Here is a 15,428-nt window from a genome sequence, read left to right as displayed (position 1 = left end):
GGCCGCGCCTCGGCACCAGGGTGGTCAACACGGCCGGGTCGGCGCCCGCCCGCGGGCACCTCGGTGCAACGATCGGAGTGTCACCTTCCCCGAGACGCGCGGCCCGCCGCAGGGGCCGCCCACGAGGAGAGCCTTCGCCATGACCGACGCACCGAGCCGCCGCCCGCCCGGGACCCCCTGCTGGGCGAGCCTGATGGCGCACCGGGCGGACCGGGCGCGGGAGTTCTACGGCGCCCTGTTCGGCTGGAAGTTCAGGCCCGGCCCGCGCGAGCTGGGCCCGTACGTGCTCGCCGAGCTGAACGGGCAGCGGATCGCGGGCATCGGCGAGGGCGCGGCCTCGCCGTACCGGCCGGTGGCGTGGACCACGATGCTCGCGGCGGACGACGTGGACCAGGCCGCGGAGACGGTCAGGGAGTGCGGCGGCACGGTCGGCATCGGGCCGCTCAACGCGGGCGAGGAGGGCCGGATGGCGCTGGCCGTGGACCCCGTCGGCGCGGTCTTCGGCATCTGGCAGGGCGAGCGGATGGCGGGCGCGGACCTGACCGGTGTGCCGGGGACCGTCCTCTGGAGCAAGCTGGTCACGCAGGAGTGCGTACGGGTCGCCACGTTCTACCAGGACGTCTTCGGCTTCGGGATCGAGCCGTCGCCCGGCGGCGAACCGTACCGCAGGGTGCTCACGGTCCACGGCCGGCCGATGGCGGGTGTGCAGCACGTCGGCCACCAGGTGGTGCGCGACCGCGGCGCGCACTGGGTGACGTACTTCGCGGTCTCCGACACGGACGCGGCCGCCCGCCGGGTCACCGCGCTCGGCGGAAAGGTGCTGGAGGAGCCGCACGACTCGCGCCACGGCCGGCTGGCCAGGGTCGCGGACCCGGAGGGCGGCACGTTCTCCCTGCTGGCGCGCCCGGCCTGACGGCCGACCACCCTCTCGCGGCCCTCACTGCTTCCCCCGGCTACTCTCCCGGGAGCAATCGCGCCCGCGCACCCCCCGCGGAAGCACCCGCGATCTCACCCCCGCGCGCGACGATCCGCCCACCGGCCGCCGTGACGATGGAGACGATCCGTCCGCCGTGCCAGAGGGGAGCCCTTGATGAGGGCCGCAACGAACGAGACACCCGCCGACGCGGCAGGAACGGCCCCGCCGCCCGTACCGCCGCCCGCCCGCGGCCGCGGCGCCCGCGCGCTGCCGTGGCTGCTGCTGGCGCTGTGGATCGGTGTGCTCGCCGTGGCGGTGCCGATGGCCGGCCGGCTCGGTGACGTGCAGCGCGACGGCGTCGTCGACTACCTGCCCGCGAACGCCGACTCGACCCAGGTCGCCAAGGTCCAGCAGCGGCTGCCCGGCGGCGAGTCGACCGACCTGGTGATCGTCTACCACCGCGACGGCGGTCTGAGCCCGGCCGACCGCGGCACCGCGGGGAAGCAGATCGCCGAGATCGCGGACACCTTCCCGATCTCCGGCGACAAGGCGCCGCAAGGCACCGAGTCGGCGGACGGCGCCACGCTGATGTTCCCGGTCTCCAGCACCCGGCCGGGTCAGGACTCCGACGCCAGGACGCGCTTCGTGGACGGCGTGCGCGAGGTCGCGGCCGGCGGGCACGGGTTGAGCGTACGGGTGGGCGGCCCGGGGGCGCTCGACACGGACAGCGCCGAGGTCTACGGCACGCTCGGCGGCCCGCTGCTCTACACCACCGTGCTGGTCGTCGCCCTCCTGCTGATCCTCATCTACCGCAGCCCCACCCTCTGGCTCGTGCCGCTGCTCGCCGCGGGCGCGGCCGACGTGCTGTCGATGGCCGTCACCTACGGTCTGAACCGGACCTTCGGCGTCACGGTCAGCGGCCAGAGCTCCGGGGTGATGACGATCCTCGTCTTCGGCGTGGGCACGGACTACGCGCTGCTGCTGGTCGCGCGCTACCGGGAGGAGCTGCGCCGGACCGAGCACCCGTACGACGCGATGCGGACGGCCCTGCGCAGGTGCGGGCCCGCCGTGCTCGCCTCGGCGGGCACGGTGGCGGCCGGCATGATCTGCCTGCTGGCGGCCGACCTCAACAGCAGCCGCGGCATGGGCCCGGCCGCCGCGGTGGGGGTGCTGTGCGCGCTCGTCGCCATGACGACGCTGCTGCCCGCGGTGCTGGTGCTGCTGGGCCGGCGGGTGTTCTGGCCGCTGGTGCCCGTCCACGGCGGCGAACAGCGGCCGCGGCGCAGTGTTTTCGCGGCCATGGGCGCGACCGCGAGCCGCAAGCCGGTCGCGGTGCTCGTCTGCGGCCTGGTGGCGCTGGGCGCGCTGTCGCTGGGGGTCCTGCACCTGCCCGGCGGGCTGAAGCAGCAGGACGGTTTCACCAGCAGGCCGGAGTCGATCGCGGCGATGGAGACCCTGGCGAAGGCGTTCCCGGAGCGGAGCAGCCGGCCGATCACGGTGGTCGCCCCGACCGGCCGTGCGGCGGCGGCCGAGGCCGCGGCCCGCGCCATCGACGGTGTGGTCCGGGTCGACACCGGCCGCGGCGGGCACGGCTGGACCGAGTTCTCGGTCACGACCAGCAGCGTGCCGGAGACGGCCGCGGAGACCGCCACCATCAAGGCGCTGCGGGCCGAGCTGCGCGGCTCGTACGTGGGCGGCCCCAGCGCCCAGCAGATCGATCTGCGGAACGCCGACCGGCGGGACCGCGAGATCGTGATCCCGGTGGTCCTGGCGGCGGTCCTGCTGATCCTCGTCCTGCTGCTGCGCTCGCTGCTCGCCCCGCTGCTCCTGGCCGCCGCCGTGGCGGCGGTGTGGGGCGCGGCGCTCGGCATCGGCGGCCTGGTCTTCGGACCGCTCTTCGGCTTCGCGGGCACCGATCCGGGGCTGCCGCTGCTCTCCTTCGTGTTCCTGGTGGCGCTCGGCGTCGACTACGGCATCTTCCTGATGCACCGGATACGCGAGGAGGCGCTGGCGGGGGCGGACCCGACGGCCGCGACGCTGAGCGCCCTGCGCTCCACGGGCGGGGTGATCACCTCGGCCGGGGTCGTGCTGGCGGCGACCTTCTCGGTACTGATGAACATGCCGCTGGTGTCGCTGTCGGAGCTGGGCTTCGTGATCGCGGTCGGGGTGCTGCTCGACACCTTCCTGGTCCGTACGTATCTGGTCACGTCCGCGTCGGTGCTGCTCGGCCGCCGGGTGTGGTGGCCCGGCGGGCTGAGCCGTACGGCCGCGCCCTCCTGATCAGGTGCCGGCCGGCCCGTCGGCTCGCGGCCGAGCCGGTGCCGCGGCCTCGCCGCTACGCCGGTTCCGCCACCTCTCCCGGCGTCGCGGAGAGCAGTTGGGGCGCGTCGGCCAGCACCAGGCCGGCGGCTCCCCTGACTTCGGCGCCGTCGCCCAGACCCCCGGTGACGATCTTGAGGCCGTGGGACGCCGAGGGCAGGGTGTGCCGCCGTACGCCGGCCCGCATCGGCTCCAGGATGTCCTCGCCCGCCCCCGCGAGGTCCCCGCCGACCACGATCAGGCTCGGGTTGAGCAGCGTGACCAGGGTGGACAGCGCGCGGCCGACCGCGTCGCCCGCGTCCCTTATGGCCCGCAGGGCGCCGGTGTTGCGCTGCTCGATCAGCGCGGGCAGGTCGCGGGCCGCCACATGGTGGCCCCAACTGTCGGACAGCAGGCGGGCGATGGCGACCGGGCTGGCCACGGTCTCCAGGCAGCCGCGGTTGCCGCAGCGGCAGATGAGCCCGTCGGTGATCAGCGGGAGGTGGCCGATCTCGCCCGCGAGGCCGCGTGCCCCGAGCAGCAGCCGCCCGTTGCTGACGATGCCGGCGCCTATCCCGGCGGACAGCCGGACGTAGACCATGTCGCCGGACTGCCGTCCGGCGCCGTACATCCGCTCGGCGAGCGCCCCGGCGTTGGCGTCGTTGGTGACGCGGACCGGCAGTGAGGTGCGGCGGCGCAGTTCGTCGGGCAGCCGCATCCCCACCCAGCCGGGCATGATGCCCTCGGCGCCGAGCGCGCCGCTGCCCTTCTCGACGGGGGAGGCGATGCCCGCGCCGATGCCGAGCACCCGGGAGCGGGCCACGCCGGTCTCCTGGAGGGCGCGGGCGACCAGGACGGCGACCAGGTCGAGGGTCTCCTCGGGGGCCCGGTCCACCTCCTTGGCCACCCAGTGCTCCCACAGCACCGCGCCGAACAGGTCGCAGAGGATCACCCGGATGTGCTGGTGGCCGATGTCCGCGCCGATCGCGTACCCGGCGCTCGGCACCAGGGACAGCGACTGCGCGGGACGGCCGGTGCGCCGCGGCTCCGGTTCCTCGGGGCCCTCGTCCTCGGTGACCAGGCCGACCGCGATCAGATCGGCGATCAGCGAGGAGACGGTGGCCCTGGACAGGCCGGTGACCCGTACCAGTTCGGGACGGCTGCTGCGCGCGGTGCTGTGCAGGGCCTCGAGGACCCGCAGCCGTCCCACCTCGCGCAGGTTCACTGGCGTGTCGATCATGACCCCCGGGGTTATGTGAGTACGGTCCACCGCACCGTGCCTTCCTGCCGTTCCGCCCGTCAAGAGCCTTGGCTTATGACAAAGTTCAGGCAGAATCTCCCGAGCTGTTCGCTCCGGCGCGGCGATTTCCGGACGATGCCGGATGAACAGCGGTCCTCCGACCGCCCGGCACTCCCGTTCACCGCGATCCTCCTGCCCTGTCAGGAGGATCGCACGTGCCGCCGACAGTCCCGCCGCCCGCGCGGATCGGTACGGTCGGCCATGCTTTCACGCGCGCCGGGCGCTTCCGCGCGTGACGCACCGCGGAGGGCCGGCCGCGGATGCGCGGCCGGCCCCCGCTCACGCGGACCGGAGGGGATCAGCCGCCGATCGCGATGGAGAACAGGTGCATGGCCACCTGGTGGTCGACCTGGGTCTTGCTGACGTTCGGCAGGGTGATGGCCCGTACGGTCTTGCCCGGCAGCAGATCCACGGTGGAGGCGTAGATGTGCACGGTCTGGTTCTGCTGCCCGCCGCCGTTGTTGAGATACGGCGTGCTGCCCGCGATGTCGCTGCCCTGCGCGGCCGATCCGGACCACCAGTCGGCGAGCGCGAGCGCGTACGTCTGGGTGGTGCCGTCGGTGTAGACGACGGTGCCGGTGCCGGAGGTCGCGCCGAAGGCGCTGGTGCCGACGAAGCCCAGTTTGCCGCCGCTGCCGGTGATCTCGACGGCCTGGCCGCCGGCCACGACGTTGTCCGGCTTTCCGGTGCCCGCGGTGGCGGGCCAGGGGAAGGACACGCCGTCGTGGTCGGTGTTGTGGCCCGCCGTCCAGCCGGCCGCCGCGAGCGCCTGGAGCGAGAAGCTCGCGCCCTCTCCGTCGAGGCTGCCGGTGGTGGTGTGGTCGTCGTCGCTGATGCCGGAGTTGTTGTAGGCGGCGGTCAGCGAGTCGTACGGCACGGTCACCGGGGCCTGGGCGCCGATCTCGCCGCCGGGTGCGGTGACGGTGGCGTTCAGGGTGAAGGAGTCCGGATCGGTGCCGTCGGGCACGGCCACCTTCCAACTGGTGGTGACCTTCTGGCCCGCCGGGACCTGGGGGAAGCTCGCCGGGGTGGTGGCGGTGGCGGTCCAGCCCGCCGGGGTGTCCAGCGCGACCGTGACATTCGTCGCCGCGGAGGTGCCGCCGTTGGTGTAGGTGGTGGTCGCGGTCAGCGTGGAACCTGCCTCGGCGATCGGCAGGGCCTTGAGCGTCAGCGAGTTGCGGACCACGATCGCGGTGGAGCCGGTGACACCGCCGACGGTCGCCGAGATGGTGGCGACGCCGTCGGCCACCGCGTGCACGGTGCCGTCCTTGTCGACAGTGGCGACCGCCGGGGCGCTGCTGCGGTAGGTGACCTTCGTGTGTCCCAGGTCGACGAAGGTCTGGTCGGTGTTGACGGCCTCGACCACGTGGTCAGCGGTCAGGGACAGATCGCGCTGCTCGCGCGCCGGGTCGGTGTCGTCCTTGATCCACTTGTTCCTGGCGGTCAGGCTGAAGGTGTCACCGGCGTCGTGGACGACGCTCTCCGGCTGCACGGTGACGTACCGTACCTTCGGGGTGAGGGTGCCGCTGATCCGCACGGTCGCGGTGCCGGAGACATGCGCGGAGTCGGGGCCCGCCTGGAAGCGGTAGCTCCCGTTGAGGACCGTCTGCCGGGAGTGGGCGGCGTCCCAGGAGGAGAGGTCGGCGGCCTTGACCGTGAGGGTCACGTGCTGGCTCCGGCCCGGCGCCAGCACCTCGGTCTTGGCGAAGCCCGCAAGCCGCTTCTTGGGCAGTTCGACGCCCGGCACGGTGAACGGCGTGGCCGCGTAGAGCTGTACGACGGTGGCGCCGGCCGTCCTGCCGGTGTTCTTCACGTCCACGCCGATCCTGACCGAGCCGTCCGGTGTGATCTGTGTCCGGTCCGCCGTGACGTTCGAGTACGCGAACGTGCTGTAGCTCAGGCCGTAGCCGAAGGGGTAGGTCGGGGTGCCGGTGAAGTACTGGTACGTACGGCCGAGGCCGCCGGTCGCGCCGGGGGTCAGACCGTAGTTCTGCTTGTCGGGCAGCTGCGAGTCGTCCTTGTACCAGGTGAAGTTGAGGTGCCCCGAGGGGTTCTGCCGGCCGAAGAGCACGTCGGCGAGCGCGGTGCCCTGGGCCTGGCCGTTGTAGCCGCTGAAGACGATCGAGGCTGCCTTCCCCTGCTCGTCGTCGATCTTCACCGGGCCGTCGGACTGGATGACCAGGGCCAGCTTGTCGTTGCCGACGGCGGCGGCCTGGTCGATCAGCGAGTGGTAGTTGCCTGGCAGGTCGAGGTTGTCCCGGTCATTGCCCTCGTCGCCGTTGGCCTTGGTGGTGCCGACGACGACCACGACGAGGTCGGCGGCCTTGATCGCGGCCTGGGTCTTGTCGGAGAGCACCGCGGCGCCGGTGGCCGTGGAGGAGGTGCCGGCGGCGTCGTAGACCACGGAGGCGGTGGAGTCCGCGGCGTAGACGGCGTCCCTGATGCCCTGCGCGGGGCTGGTCTGGTGGGTGGGCTCGCCCGAGTACAGGCCCAGCGAGGTGGTGTTGGCGAGGTCGCCGAGGACCACGACCTTCTTGGTCCTGGCCGGGTCGGCGGGCAGCAGCGCGGTGCGCGCGGACCCGGGCCGGTCGTTCTTCAGCAGCACCAGCGAGTTGTCGGCGACCTTGGCGGCCAGCGCCTGGTGGGCCGGGCTCTCGATCTGGTCCTTGGTGATGTTGGTGTACGCCACCTGGTCCGGCGGGTCGAACTCGCCGGTCCGCATGCGGATGGTGAAGACATGGACCAGCGCGGTGTCGACGACTCCCTCGCTGAGCGCCCCGGACCTGATGGCCTCCTGGATGTTGGCGGTGGTGGCCTCGTCCCCGGTGCAGTTGAGGTCGGTGCCCGCCCGCAGCGCGTACGCCTGACCGCCGGCCTGGCCGGAGATCTTGGCGCCGGTCGCGGTCTCGGTCCAGGTGGGGTCGGCCTTGTGGTCGGTGGTCCAGCCGGGCGGCGCCCAGTCGTGACCGCCGGGGAACTGCCGCCAGTTGGTGCCCACCGCGCCGCAGTCGGAGGTGATGTACCCGTTGAATCCGTAGGTGCGCTGGGCGAGTTCGTTGGTGGTGTAGGTGTCGGAGACCGACGGGGTGCCGTTGATCGCGTTGTACGACGTCATCAGGCCCGCCACGTGCGCGTCCTCGATGAGGTCGCGGAACTGGGCGGTGTAGTAGTCGCGCAGATCGGTGTCGTCGACGTCCGAGCTGATGCCGGTGCGGTTGTCCTCGACGTTGTTCAGCGCGTAGTGCTTGGCGGTGGCGGCGACCTTCAGATAGCCCGTCTTCGAGGTGCCGTCCGGGTTGTTGCCCTGGTATCCGTCGATGAACTGCCCGGCCATCTGCCCGACGAAGTACGGGTCCTCGCCGAAGGCCTCGTCGGTGCGGCCCCAGCGCGGGTCGCGGTCGAGGTTGACGGTGGGCGCCCAGTAGGTGAGGGAACCGTAGTCGTCGGCGGAGGGGCCGAGGTTGTTCTGCCCGGTGCCGAAGAGCGACTTGTCGAGGAAGCCGCGGACCTCGTCGGAGATCGCGGTGCTCTCCTGGTACATCAGGTTCTTGTCCCAGGTCATGGACGAGGCGAAGTTGGTCGGGAAGCTGGTGGCGTGGACCCCGCCCTGCACCCCGCCGTTGTTCTGGTCGGCGCCGAGCTGGTTGACCCCGTGCTGGCCCTCGCTCCAGTACGTGTACTGCTGGACGCCCAGCCGGGGGATGGCCGGGCCGCTGTTCGTGCTGAGCTGCTGCACCTTCTCCTGGAGGGTCATCCGGGACACCAGGTCCGCGGCGCGCTCCTCGAAGGAGTAGTGGGTGTCCAGGTAGACCGGGGTGGCCGCCGCCTTGGCGCCGGGGACCTGGTTGCCCGACGTATGGCCGCCGGACGCTTGAGGGCGCGGTGTCTGGGCCGCCGCTGTACCGCCGTAAGTCGCGCTGAGTCCTGCCGCGCACGCCATCGCGCAGACCGCGGCGAGTCCCGCGCGCCGGCGCTGTCGCTTGTCCATCCTGCCTCCGTTGTCATGGAGCGTCATCGATCGTGATCGAGCAGGGGAGCTGTGAGCTGACTTCGAGATTTGGCGCAAGTCCGCAATAATTCCGGGGCTTGTGGTGTCAATGGGGCAGTTTGTTGCCAGCTTTGCGGCAACGTCAAGACCGGTGACGGGAGTTGGGCGCCCTGGTTTTGCCGCACGGAGACAAAACTCCCCGAAAGTCCCGGTGTCGGCGCCGGGCACGCCGAATCGCGGCCCGGCGGTCGGTGCGCACCGGCCCGGTCCATAGGGGCGGCGGTCGTCCGGCCCGCCCCGGCGCTACGGGTGCGTGACCGGCAGCACGTCCGGGGAGAGGGTGCCCGCGCCCGCCGTCGCGCTGGTCATCCGGCGCCGGTGATGGCGGCGGCACAGCACCTCGTAGCCGACCTCGCCCGACTCGCGGTCGACATCGCCGATCACCACTTGGGCGCCCTCGACCACCATCACCCCGTCGACCGTGCGGGCGTTGTGCGTGGCCCGCGCGCCGCACCAGCACAGCGCCTCGACCTGAAGCGCCTCGACCCGGTCGGCCAGCTCGACGAGCCGCCGCGAGCCGGGGAAGAGCCGGGTGCGGAAGTCGGTGGTGATACCGAAGGCGTAGACGTCCAGATCGAGGTCGTCCACCACCCGGGCCAGCTGGTCTATCTGCTCGGGCGTGAGGAACTGCGCCTCGTCCACCACGACGTAGTCCACCCGGCCGCCGCGGCTGAGCAGGCCCACCACATGGGCGTAGAGGTCCATCGCGTCCTCGACCTCGACCGCGTCGGTGACCAGGCCGAGACGCGAGGAGAGCTTGCCCTCGCCCGCCCGGTCGTCCCGGGTGAAGATCACCGACTGGAGGCCGCGGGCGGTGCGGTTGTGGACGATCTGCAGGGCGAGCGTGCTCTTGCCGCAGTCCATCGTTCCGGAGAAGAAGACCAGCTCGGGCATGGGAAGGGCGACGGCCTTTCGGTGGACGGCGGGGACGGGAGCCCCAAGGGGCTCAGGGGGCTCGACGAGGTTCAAGGGGGCTCGTAAGGACGAGTGTTCAGGGACCCGCCGGAGCCTCAGGTGCGCACTTCGAACAGCGGCACGAGCTGCTCGACCGCCGTCATCGAGCCGTGCAGACCGGTCATCTTCGACTCCCCCGGCTCGGTGCGGCAGGCCACGATCGCGATGTCGTCGCGTGCGGCGGCCACCACGTCACCGATCCGGCCCAGCACCCGCCGCTCGGGGTCGGGCCCGAACCAGCCCGCCGCGACGGCCTGTTCGCGGCCGGCCACCCACATCCGCTCCCCCAGCACCTCGCTCCACACCGCGAGCACGTCGGCGGCCGCGCCCGGCACCGCGTAGACATGCCGGGCCCGGCCCTCGCCGCCGAGCACCGCGACCCCGGCGCGCAGCTCCCAGTCGTCGTCGAAGTCGATCCGCGACTCCTCGTCGAAGGGGATGTCGATCATGCCGTGGTCGGCGGTGACGTAGAGGGCGCTGCGCGGCGGCAGTTGCTCGGCGAGCCGCTGGACCAGCCGGTCGACCATCATCAACTGTCCCCGCCAGGCGTCCGAGTCGACCCCGTGCCGGTGTCCCATCGCGTCCAGCTCGCTGTAGTACGTGTAGACCAGCGAGCGGTCGGCGGCGGCCAGCCGGTCCGCGGCCAGGTCCATCCGCTCCTCGCCGGTGAGCCGCCCGTGGAAGGTGCCGCCGGAGAGCGCGACCTTGGTCAGCGGGGTGTGCTGGAAGGTCGGCGAGGAGACCTGGCAGGTGGCGATCCCGGCGGCGTCGGCCAGCTGGAAGACGGTGGGGTGCGGCTGCCAGACGTGCGGCGAGGTCCAGGGCTGCCAGCGCAGCTGGTTCATCAGCTCGCCGGTGGCCGGGTTGAGCGCGGTGTAACCGGTCAGCCCGTGCTCGCCGGGCGGCCGTCCGGTGCCGATGGAGGCGAGCGAGGTCGCGGTCGTGGCGGGGAACCCGGCGGTCAGCGGCCGTCCGGTCCGCCCGAGCGAGGTGGGCAGCAGCGAGGTGAGGTACGGCGCCTCCTGCGGGTGGCGCAGGATCAGCTCCCAGCCCAGGCCGTCCACCAGGAAGACGCACACCCGGTCCGCGGGGTCGAGCGCCAGCCCGGTGGCGGGCATCCCGGGCACCGCGAACCCGGCGACGGCAGCCGGGATCACATCGCACAGCGCCCCGCTGCCGTAGGCCGGCGCGGGGGCGGTGTGCGGGTCGAGGGGCGCGGTGTCGTACGCGTCGTGCGGCGGGTGGACCATCAGTCCGTGGCCGCTGTCGCCTCGGAGAGCGCCTGGGCGAAGACCAGGGTCTGGCGTACGGTGTCGGGGCCGTCGCCCGCCTCGCTCACCCGCAGCGACAGGTCGTCGGCGGTGGAGGAGCCGGTGTAGCCGTGGTCGGCCTCGCAGTTGGGGTCGCCGCACGCGGCGGGCTCCAGGTCCAGCCGGGAGACGGCGCCCCAGCCGATGGTGAGCACCACCTCGCGGGGCAGCGTGCCCGGGGTGTACGACTCGGGGTTCGCGACGACCCGGCTGACCACGACCGACGAGATCCGGCCGATCTTCACCGATTCGGTGGAGGTGGTCGCGTAGGGCGTCGGCGAGGTGTCGTCCGCGGCCTGTTCGTCGGTGTGGCTGACGATGAAACGGCTGTCGGTGAGCACCAGGACGGTGACGTGGCGGCGGACCTCGTTGGCGTCGAAGGACGTCTCCTGGTGGACCAGGTACGAGGAGACCGGCTCACGGCCGACCGCTGCCTCCACGGCCTCGGCCACCAGGGCCGGGTAGTAGCCGCTGCGCTCGATGGCCGTGCGCAGGTTTTGCGTCGTCGTACCGGTCTTCGCCATGAGGTCCATCCTAATGGCGCGCGCGGACATGGTTCCTGATCCGGCGCGGGGGCCCCGGCGGGTCGGCGGCGCCCCCGGCCTCAGAAGGAGGACAGCGCGCGGGGCCCCAGATCGGTGCGGGCGGGTGGCCTGGCCAGGCGTACGGACGCCCCGAGCACCGTGAGGCCGCGGGCCGCCACCACGACCGGTTCCAGCGTGACGGCGACCACTTCGGGCAGGTCGTCGGCGAGCAGCGACACCCGCAGCAGCAGCTCTTCCAGGGCGGCGGTGTCCACCGGCTCCGCGCCGCGCCAGCCGAAGAGCAGGGGCGCGGCCCGCAGTGAGCGGACCAGCTCCGCCACGTCCCGGTCGGTGGCCGGAATCAGCCGGTGGGCGATGTCCCCGAGCAGTTCGGAGGGCGCGCCCGCGAGGCCGAAGGACAGCACGGCCCCGGCGGCCGGGTCCACGCCCGCCCGCACCACGGTGTCCACCCCGCGCGGCGCCATCGCCTGGACGACGGGCAGGAGTTCTGCGGGGTCGCCGAGCCGCGCGGTCAGCTCGTCGTAGGCCCGCCGCAGATCGGCCTCGTCGGCGAGGTCGAGGCGTACGCCGCCGAGGTCGGCGCGGTGCCGCAGACGGGGGGCGGTGGTCTTGAGGGCGACGGGGTAGCCGAGCCGGGCCGCCGCGGCGACCGCCGCCCCGGCGTCGGGCGCGGCCAGGGCGGACCGCACCCGGATCCCGTACCGGCCGAGCAGCGTGGCGGCGTCGGCGTCGCTGAGCGCGGTCTCGCGCCGCGTCGGGGCGTCGGCGGGCAGCAGCCGCAGTACGTCGTCGGCCGCTGCGGACTGCTGGATGTCGTCGAAGTCGGGGAACCCGCCGGGTGCGGCGGCGGCCGCCCGCCAGGCGGCGTAGGCGCTGGCCTCGGCGAGGGTGCGCACCGCCCGCTCGGGGGCGCGGTAGGCGGGGACACGGGTGCCGCCGCCGTCGCGGGCGCCGAGCCGGTCGGCCATGGTGTCGAGCGCGAGGTGGACCACCACGACCGGCTTGGCGCCGGTCGCGGCCCGCCGCAGGGCGTCGGCGAGCGCGGGGTCGTCGCCGGACTCGGGGTCGGGGGCGTCCTCGGAGCCGACGCGGGGGATCGCGGTGACGACGACGGCGTCGCTGTCGGGGTCGGCCTGCGCCCGGGTGAGCGCGGCGGCGAAGTCCTCGGGGCCGGCCGCGGTGGTGAGGTCGAGCGGCGTGGCCGGGCGCAGGCCCGCGGTGAGGGCGGCGTCGTAGGTGAGCAGCCCGATGGACTCGGAGTTGCCGAGGATGGCGACGCGGTCGCCCGCGGGCAGCGGCTGGAGGGCGAGGAAGAGCCCGGCGTCGAGGAGTTCGGTGACGGTGTCCACCCGCATGACGCCCGCCTGCCGGAAGAGGGCGGAGACCGTGGAGTCGGGGATGCGGGTGACGGGCACGGCGTGTCCGGCCGGGACCGCGCCGGAGTGCAGCGCGCCCTTGACGACCACGACGGGTTTGACGGCCGCGGTACGGCGGGCGAGGCGGGTGAACTTCCGCGCGTTGCCGAAGGATTCGAGGTACATCAGCACGGCGGCGGTCTCCGGGTCGTCCTGCCAGTACTGGAGCAGGTCGTTGCCGGAGACATCGGCGCGGTTGCCCGCGGAGACGAAGGAGGACGGGCCGATGCCGCGGCGGTGCAGCCCGGAGAGCAGGGCGATGCCGATGGCCCCGGACTGGGTGAAGAGCCCGAGCCGGCCCCGGTGCGGCAGCTCCGGGGACAGCGAGGCGTTGAGGCTGATGTCGGCGGCCGTGTCGATGACGCCGAAGGCGTTGGGGCCGATGACGCGCATGCCGTGGCCGCGGGCCAGCCGGACCAGTTCGCGCTGCCGCTCCCGGCCTTCGGCGCCGGTCTCGGAGTAGCCCGCCGCGATCACGACCAGGCCGCGCACGCCGGCCTCGCCGCAGTCGGCGACGGCTTCGGGGACGCGCTCGGCGGGCACGGCGACCACGGCCAGGTCGACCGGTTCACCGATCTCGCTCACCCGGCGGTGCCCCGGCACGCCGTCGAGGTCGGTGCCGCCCGCCGGGAAGGAGTGGTTGACGGCGTAGAGCCGGCCGGTGAAGCCGCCCGCCACGATGTTGCGCAGCAGCGTACGGCCGACGCCGCCGGGTCTGCGGCCGGTGCCGACGACGGCGACGGACGCCGGGCGCAGCAGCCGCTGGATGGAGCGGGCCTCGGCGCGGTGCTCGCGGGCCCGCATGACCTGGACGGACTCGTCGGTCGGCGACAGATCGAGGTCGAGGTGGACCACGCCGTCGGCGAAGCTGCGCTGCTGGGTGTAGCCGGCGTCGGTGAAGACCTTGACCATCTTGCGGTTGTCGGGCAGGACTTCGGCGGTGAAGTGCAGGATGCCGCGCTCGCGGGCGACGGCCGCGATGTGTTCGAGGAGCGCGGAGGCGACCCCGCGGCCCTGGTGGTCGTCCTGGACGAGGAAGGCGACCTCGGCGCGGGTGCCCGCGCTGCCGGACGCCGGGCGCCCTTCGGCGTCGGTGCGGTCGTAACGGACAGTGGCGATGAACTCGTCGCCCACGGTGGCGGCCAGGCCGACCCGGTCGTCGTAGTCGTGGTGGGTGAAGCGGTGCACGTCCCGGTCGGACAGCCGCGGGTAGGGGGCGAAGAAGCGGTAGTACTTCGACTCGTCGGAGACCTTCTCGTAGAAGTCGACGAGCCGCCCGGCGTCCTGCGGGCCGATCGGCCGGATGCGGGCGATCCCGCCGTCGCGCAGCACGACGTCCGCCTCCCAGTGCACGGGATACGGGTGGGCTTGCTCCGGGCTCATGCCCCCAGCGTATGCGGGTGCGGCGTACTCGCGTCGGCGCCGCGGAAAGGGCACGCTGGGGGCAGCGTACGGGGACGCGCGAGCGGTGTCCCGGGCGCGCGGCGACGGTCCGGACCACCGGAACGACCTGTTACGACCCGAAGGGGCAACGCCATGGTGGAGCGTCACGTCAACGTCGGCTGGAGCGAGGGGCTGCATGCCCGCCCCGCGTCCATCTTCGTCCGCGCGGCGACGGCCGCGGGGGTGCCGGTCATGGTCTCCCGGGCCGGCCGCGGACCGGTCAACGCGGCGTCCGTGCTGGCCGTGCTCGGCCTGGGCGCGCGCGGCGGCGAGGAGATCGTGCTCTCCTCCGACGCGGAGGGCGCGGAGATCGCGCTCGACCGCCTCGCGAAACTCGTCGCCGAGGGCCTGGAGGAACTTCCCGAGACCGTCTGAGCCGTAATTCGGCGAGCGGAACCGTAATTCGACGGACGGCATCGGAATTCGGCGGGCCCGGACCATTCCCCCATGGAAGGTCCGGGCCCGCCTTTCCGTTTACGCGCCTTCCGGAATTCTATGACCTTTTATACGGCGCCTTTGTTAAGCGCGGCGGCGCATCATGTGTACGGAAGGTTTCGGGGTCCTCACCGCCGTGGCGCGCTCCGCGTGGATCACCGCGAGCCGGCGGGCCCGCTCGGCGTCGCCGCGGGCCACCGCGTCCACGATCGCCGCGTGCTCCGCCCAGGACTCCGCGGCCCGGGCCGAACCGTCGTCGCCGTAGACCCACGCGATCTTGTGCCGCAGCTGGGTGAGCAGCGCGGCCAGGGTGGGACTGCCCGACGCCTGGGCCAGCGTCTCGTGGAACCAGCCGTTCAGCGAGGGCAGATCCGACAGCTGCCCCTGTCCGGCCCGCTCCTGGCCGAGCCGCACCAGGCCGCGCAGCACGCGCAGGTGCGCGTCGGTACGGCGCTGGGCCGCCCGGCCCGCGCCCAGCGGCTCCAGCAGCGCGCGGATCTCCAGCAGGTCGGCCGCCTCCTGCTCGGTCGGCTCGGCGACCGAGGCGCCGGCGTGTCTGCGGGTGCGGACGAAGCCCTCGGACTCCAGGGTGCGCAGCGCCTCGCGCACGGGCACCCGGGACACCCCGTACCGCCGGGCGAGCAGTTCCTCGGTCAGCCGGCCGCCCGGTGGGAAGAAACCGCCGACAATGTCGTCGCGGATCGCCGCGCACACCACTTGGGCGGAGATACGGCGGCCGGTGCCGTCCGTCCCGTTCACGTACG

At 73.1% G+C, this 15,428-nt stretch carries 10 protein-coding genes; 3 read left to right on the top strand and 7 right to left on the bottom strand.

Annotation, left to right across the window (positions count from 1 at the left end; all coding sequences use genetic code 11):
• Positions 1-139 precede the first annotated feature (139 nt).
• Both OHA30_RS27855 and OHA30_RS27850 read left to right on the top strand, forming a co-directional pair.
• Positions 140-913 carry a VOC family protein gene (locus OHA30_RS27855; RefSeq protein ID WP_328916627.1) on the top strand — a complete coding sequence of 258 codons (774 nt, stop codon included), beginning with the start codon at positions 140-142 and terminating at the stop codon, positions 911-913.
• A gap of 324 nt (positions 914-1,237) precedes the next feature.
• Entirely contained in the window at positions 1,238-3,196 is a 1,959-nt protein-coding gene (locus tag OHA30_RS27850; protein WP_328918020.1) for an MMPL family transporter, read from the top strand.
• Positions 3,197-3,251: 55 nt separating this feature from the next.
• Here OHA30_RS27850 and OHA30_RS27845 read toward each other — a convergent pair whose 3' ends face one another.
• The 6 genes from OHA30_RS27845 to OHA30_RS27820 all read right to left on the bottom strand — a co-directional run bounded on the left by OHA30_RS27845 (position 3,252) and on the right by OHA30_RS27820 (position 14,169).
• The gene (locus tag OHA30_RS27845; RefSeq protein WP_328916626.1) at positions 3,252-4,454 is read right to left on the bottom strand and encodes an ROK family protein; all 1,203 of its coding nucleotides are present in this window, start codon (positions 4,452-4,454) and stop codon (positions 3,252-3,254) included.
• Positions 4,455-4,812: 358 nt separating this feature from the next.
• Positions 4,813-8,502: a glycoside hydrolase family 3 C-terminal domain-containing protein gene (locus OHA30_RS27840; RefSeq protein WP_328916625.1), complete on the bottom strand. Its 3,690-nt coding sequence runs from the start codon at positions 8,500-8,502 to the stop codon at positions 4,813-4,815.
• Positions 8,503-8,805: 303 nt separating this feature from the next.
• Positions 8,806-9,456 (bottom strand): thymidine kinase, encoded by a 651-nt coding sequence (locus tag OHA30_RS27835; protein ID WP_328916624.1) that lies wholly within the window; start codon positions 9,454-9,456, stop codon positions 8,806-8,808.
• Positions 9,457-9,572: 116 nt separating this feature from the next.
• Positions 9,573-10,766: an alkaline phosphatase family protein gene (locus tag OHA30_RS27830; RefSeq protein ID WP_328916623.1), complete on the bottom strand. Its 1,194-nt coding sequence runs from the start codon at positions 10,764-10,766 to the stop codon at positions 9,573-9,575.
• Entirely contained in the window at positions 10,766-11,350 is a 585-nt protein-coding gene (locus OHA30_RS27825) for a DUF5998 family protein (protein ID WP_328916622.1), read from the bottom strand. The genes OHA30_RS27830 and OHA30_RS27825 overlap by 1 nt, the downstream gene beginning before the upstream one ends.
• 80 nt (positions 11,351-11,430) lie before the next feature.
• Entirely contained in the window at positions 11,431-14,169 is a 2,739-nt protein-coding gene (locus OHA30_RS27820; RefSeq protein ID WP_328916621.1) for a bifunctional acetate--CoA ligase family protein/GNAT family N-acetyltransferase, read from the bottom strand.
• 153 nt (positions 14,170-14,322) lie between these two features.
• On the opposite strand from OHA30_RS27820, the gene OHA30_RS27815 reads away from it, so the two are divergent.
• Entirely contained in the window at positions 14,323-14,604 is a 282-nt protein-coding gene (locus OHA30_RS27815) for an HPr family phosphocarrier protein (protein WP_328916620.1), read from the top strand.
• 144 nt (positions 14,605-14,748) lie between these two features.
• On the opposite strand, the gene OHA30_RS27810 is transcribed toward OHA30_RS27815, so the two are convergent.
• Complete coding sequence (locus OHA30_RS27810; protein WP_328916619.1) at positions 14,749-15,423, bottom strand: GntR family transcriptional regulator; 675 nt, start codon at positions 15,421-15,423, stop codon at positions 14,749-14,751.
• Positions 15,424-15,428 lie beyond the last annotated feature (5 nt).

Origin of the sequence: Streptomyces sp. NBC_00223, from assembly GCF_036199905.1 — a bacterium.
In the GTDB taxonomy this organism is placed as follows: domain Bacteria; phylum Actinomycetota; class Actinomycetes; order Streptomycetales; family Streptomycetaceae; genus Actinacidiphila.
This window is presented reverse-complemented; position numbering and strand designations above follow the sequence as displayed.

Coding starts and splice junctions, on each gene's coding strand:
- OHA30_RS27855 (WP_328916627.1), top strand. CDS start 140: ATGACCGACGCACCGAGCCGCCGCCCGCCCGGGACCCCCTGCTGGGCG.
- OHA30_RS27850 (WP_328918020.1), top strand. CDS start 1,238: ATGGCCGGCCGGCTCGGTGACGTGCAGCGCGACGGCGTCGTCGACTAC.
- OHA30_RS27845 (WP_328916626.1), bottom strand. CDS start 4,454: ATGATCGACACGCCAGTGAACCTGCGCGAGGTGGGACGGCTGCGGGTC.
- OHA30_RS27840 (WP_328916625.1), bottom strand. CDS start 8,502: ATGGACAAGCGACAGCGCCGGCGCGCGGGACTCGCCGCGGTCTGCGCG.
- OHA30_RS27835 (WP_328916624.1), bottom strand. CDS start 9,456: ATGCCCGAGCTGGTCTTCTTCTCCGGAACGATGGACTGCGGCAAGAGC.
- OHA30_RS27830 (WP_328916623.1), bottom strand. CDS start 10,766: ATGGTCCACCCGCCGCACGACGCGTACGACACCGCGCCCCTCGACCCG.
- OHA30_RS27825 (WP_328916622.1), bottom strand. CDS start 11,350: ATGGCGAAGACCGGTACGACGACGCAAAACCTGCGCACGGCCATCGAG.
- OHA30_RS27820 (WP_328916621.1), bottom strand. CDS start 14,169: ATGAGCCCGGAGCAAGCCCACCCGTATCCCGTGCACTGGGAGGCGGAC.
- OHA30_RS27815 (WP_328916620.1), top strand. CDS start 14,323: ATGGTGGAGCGTCACGTCAACGTCGGCTGGAGCGAGGGGCTGCATGCC.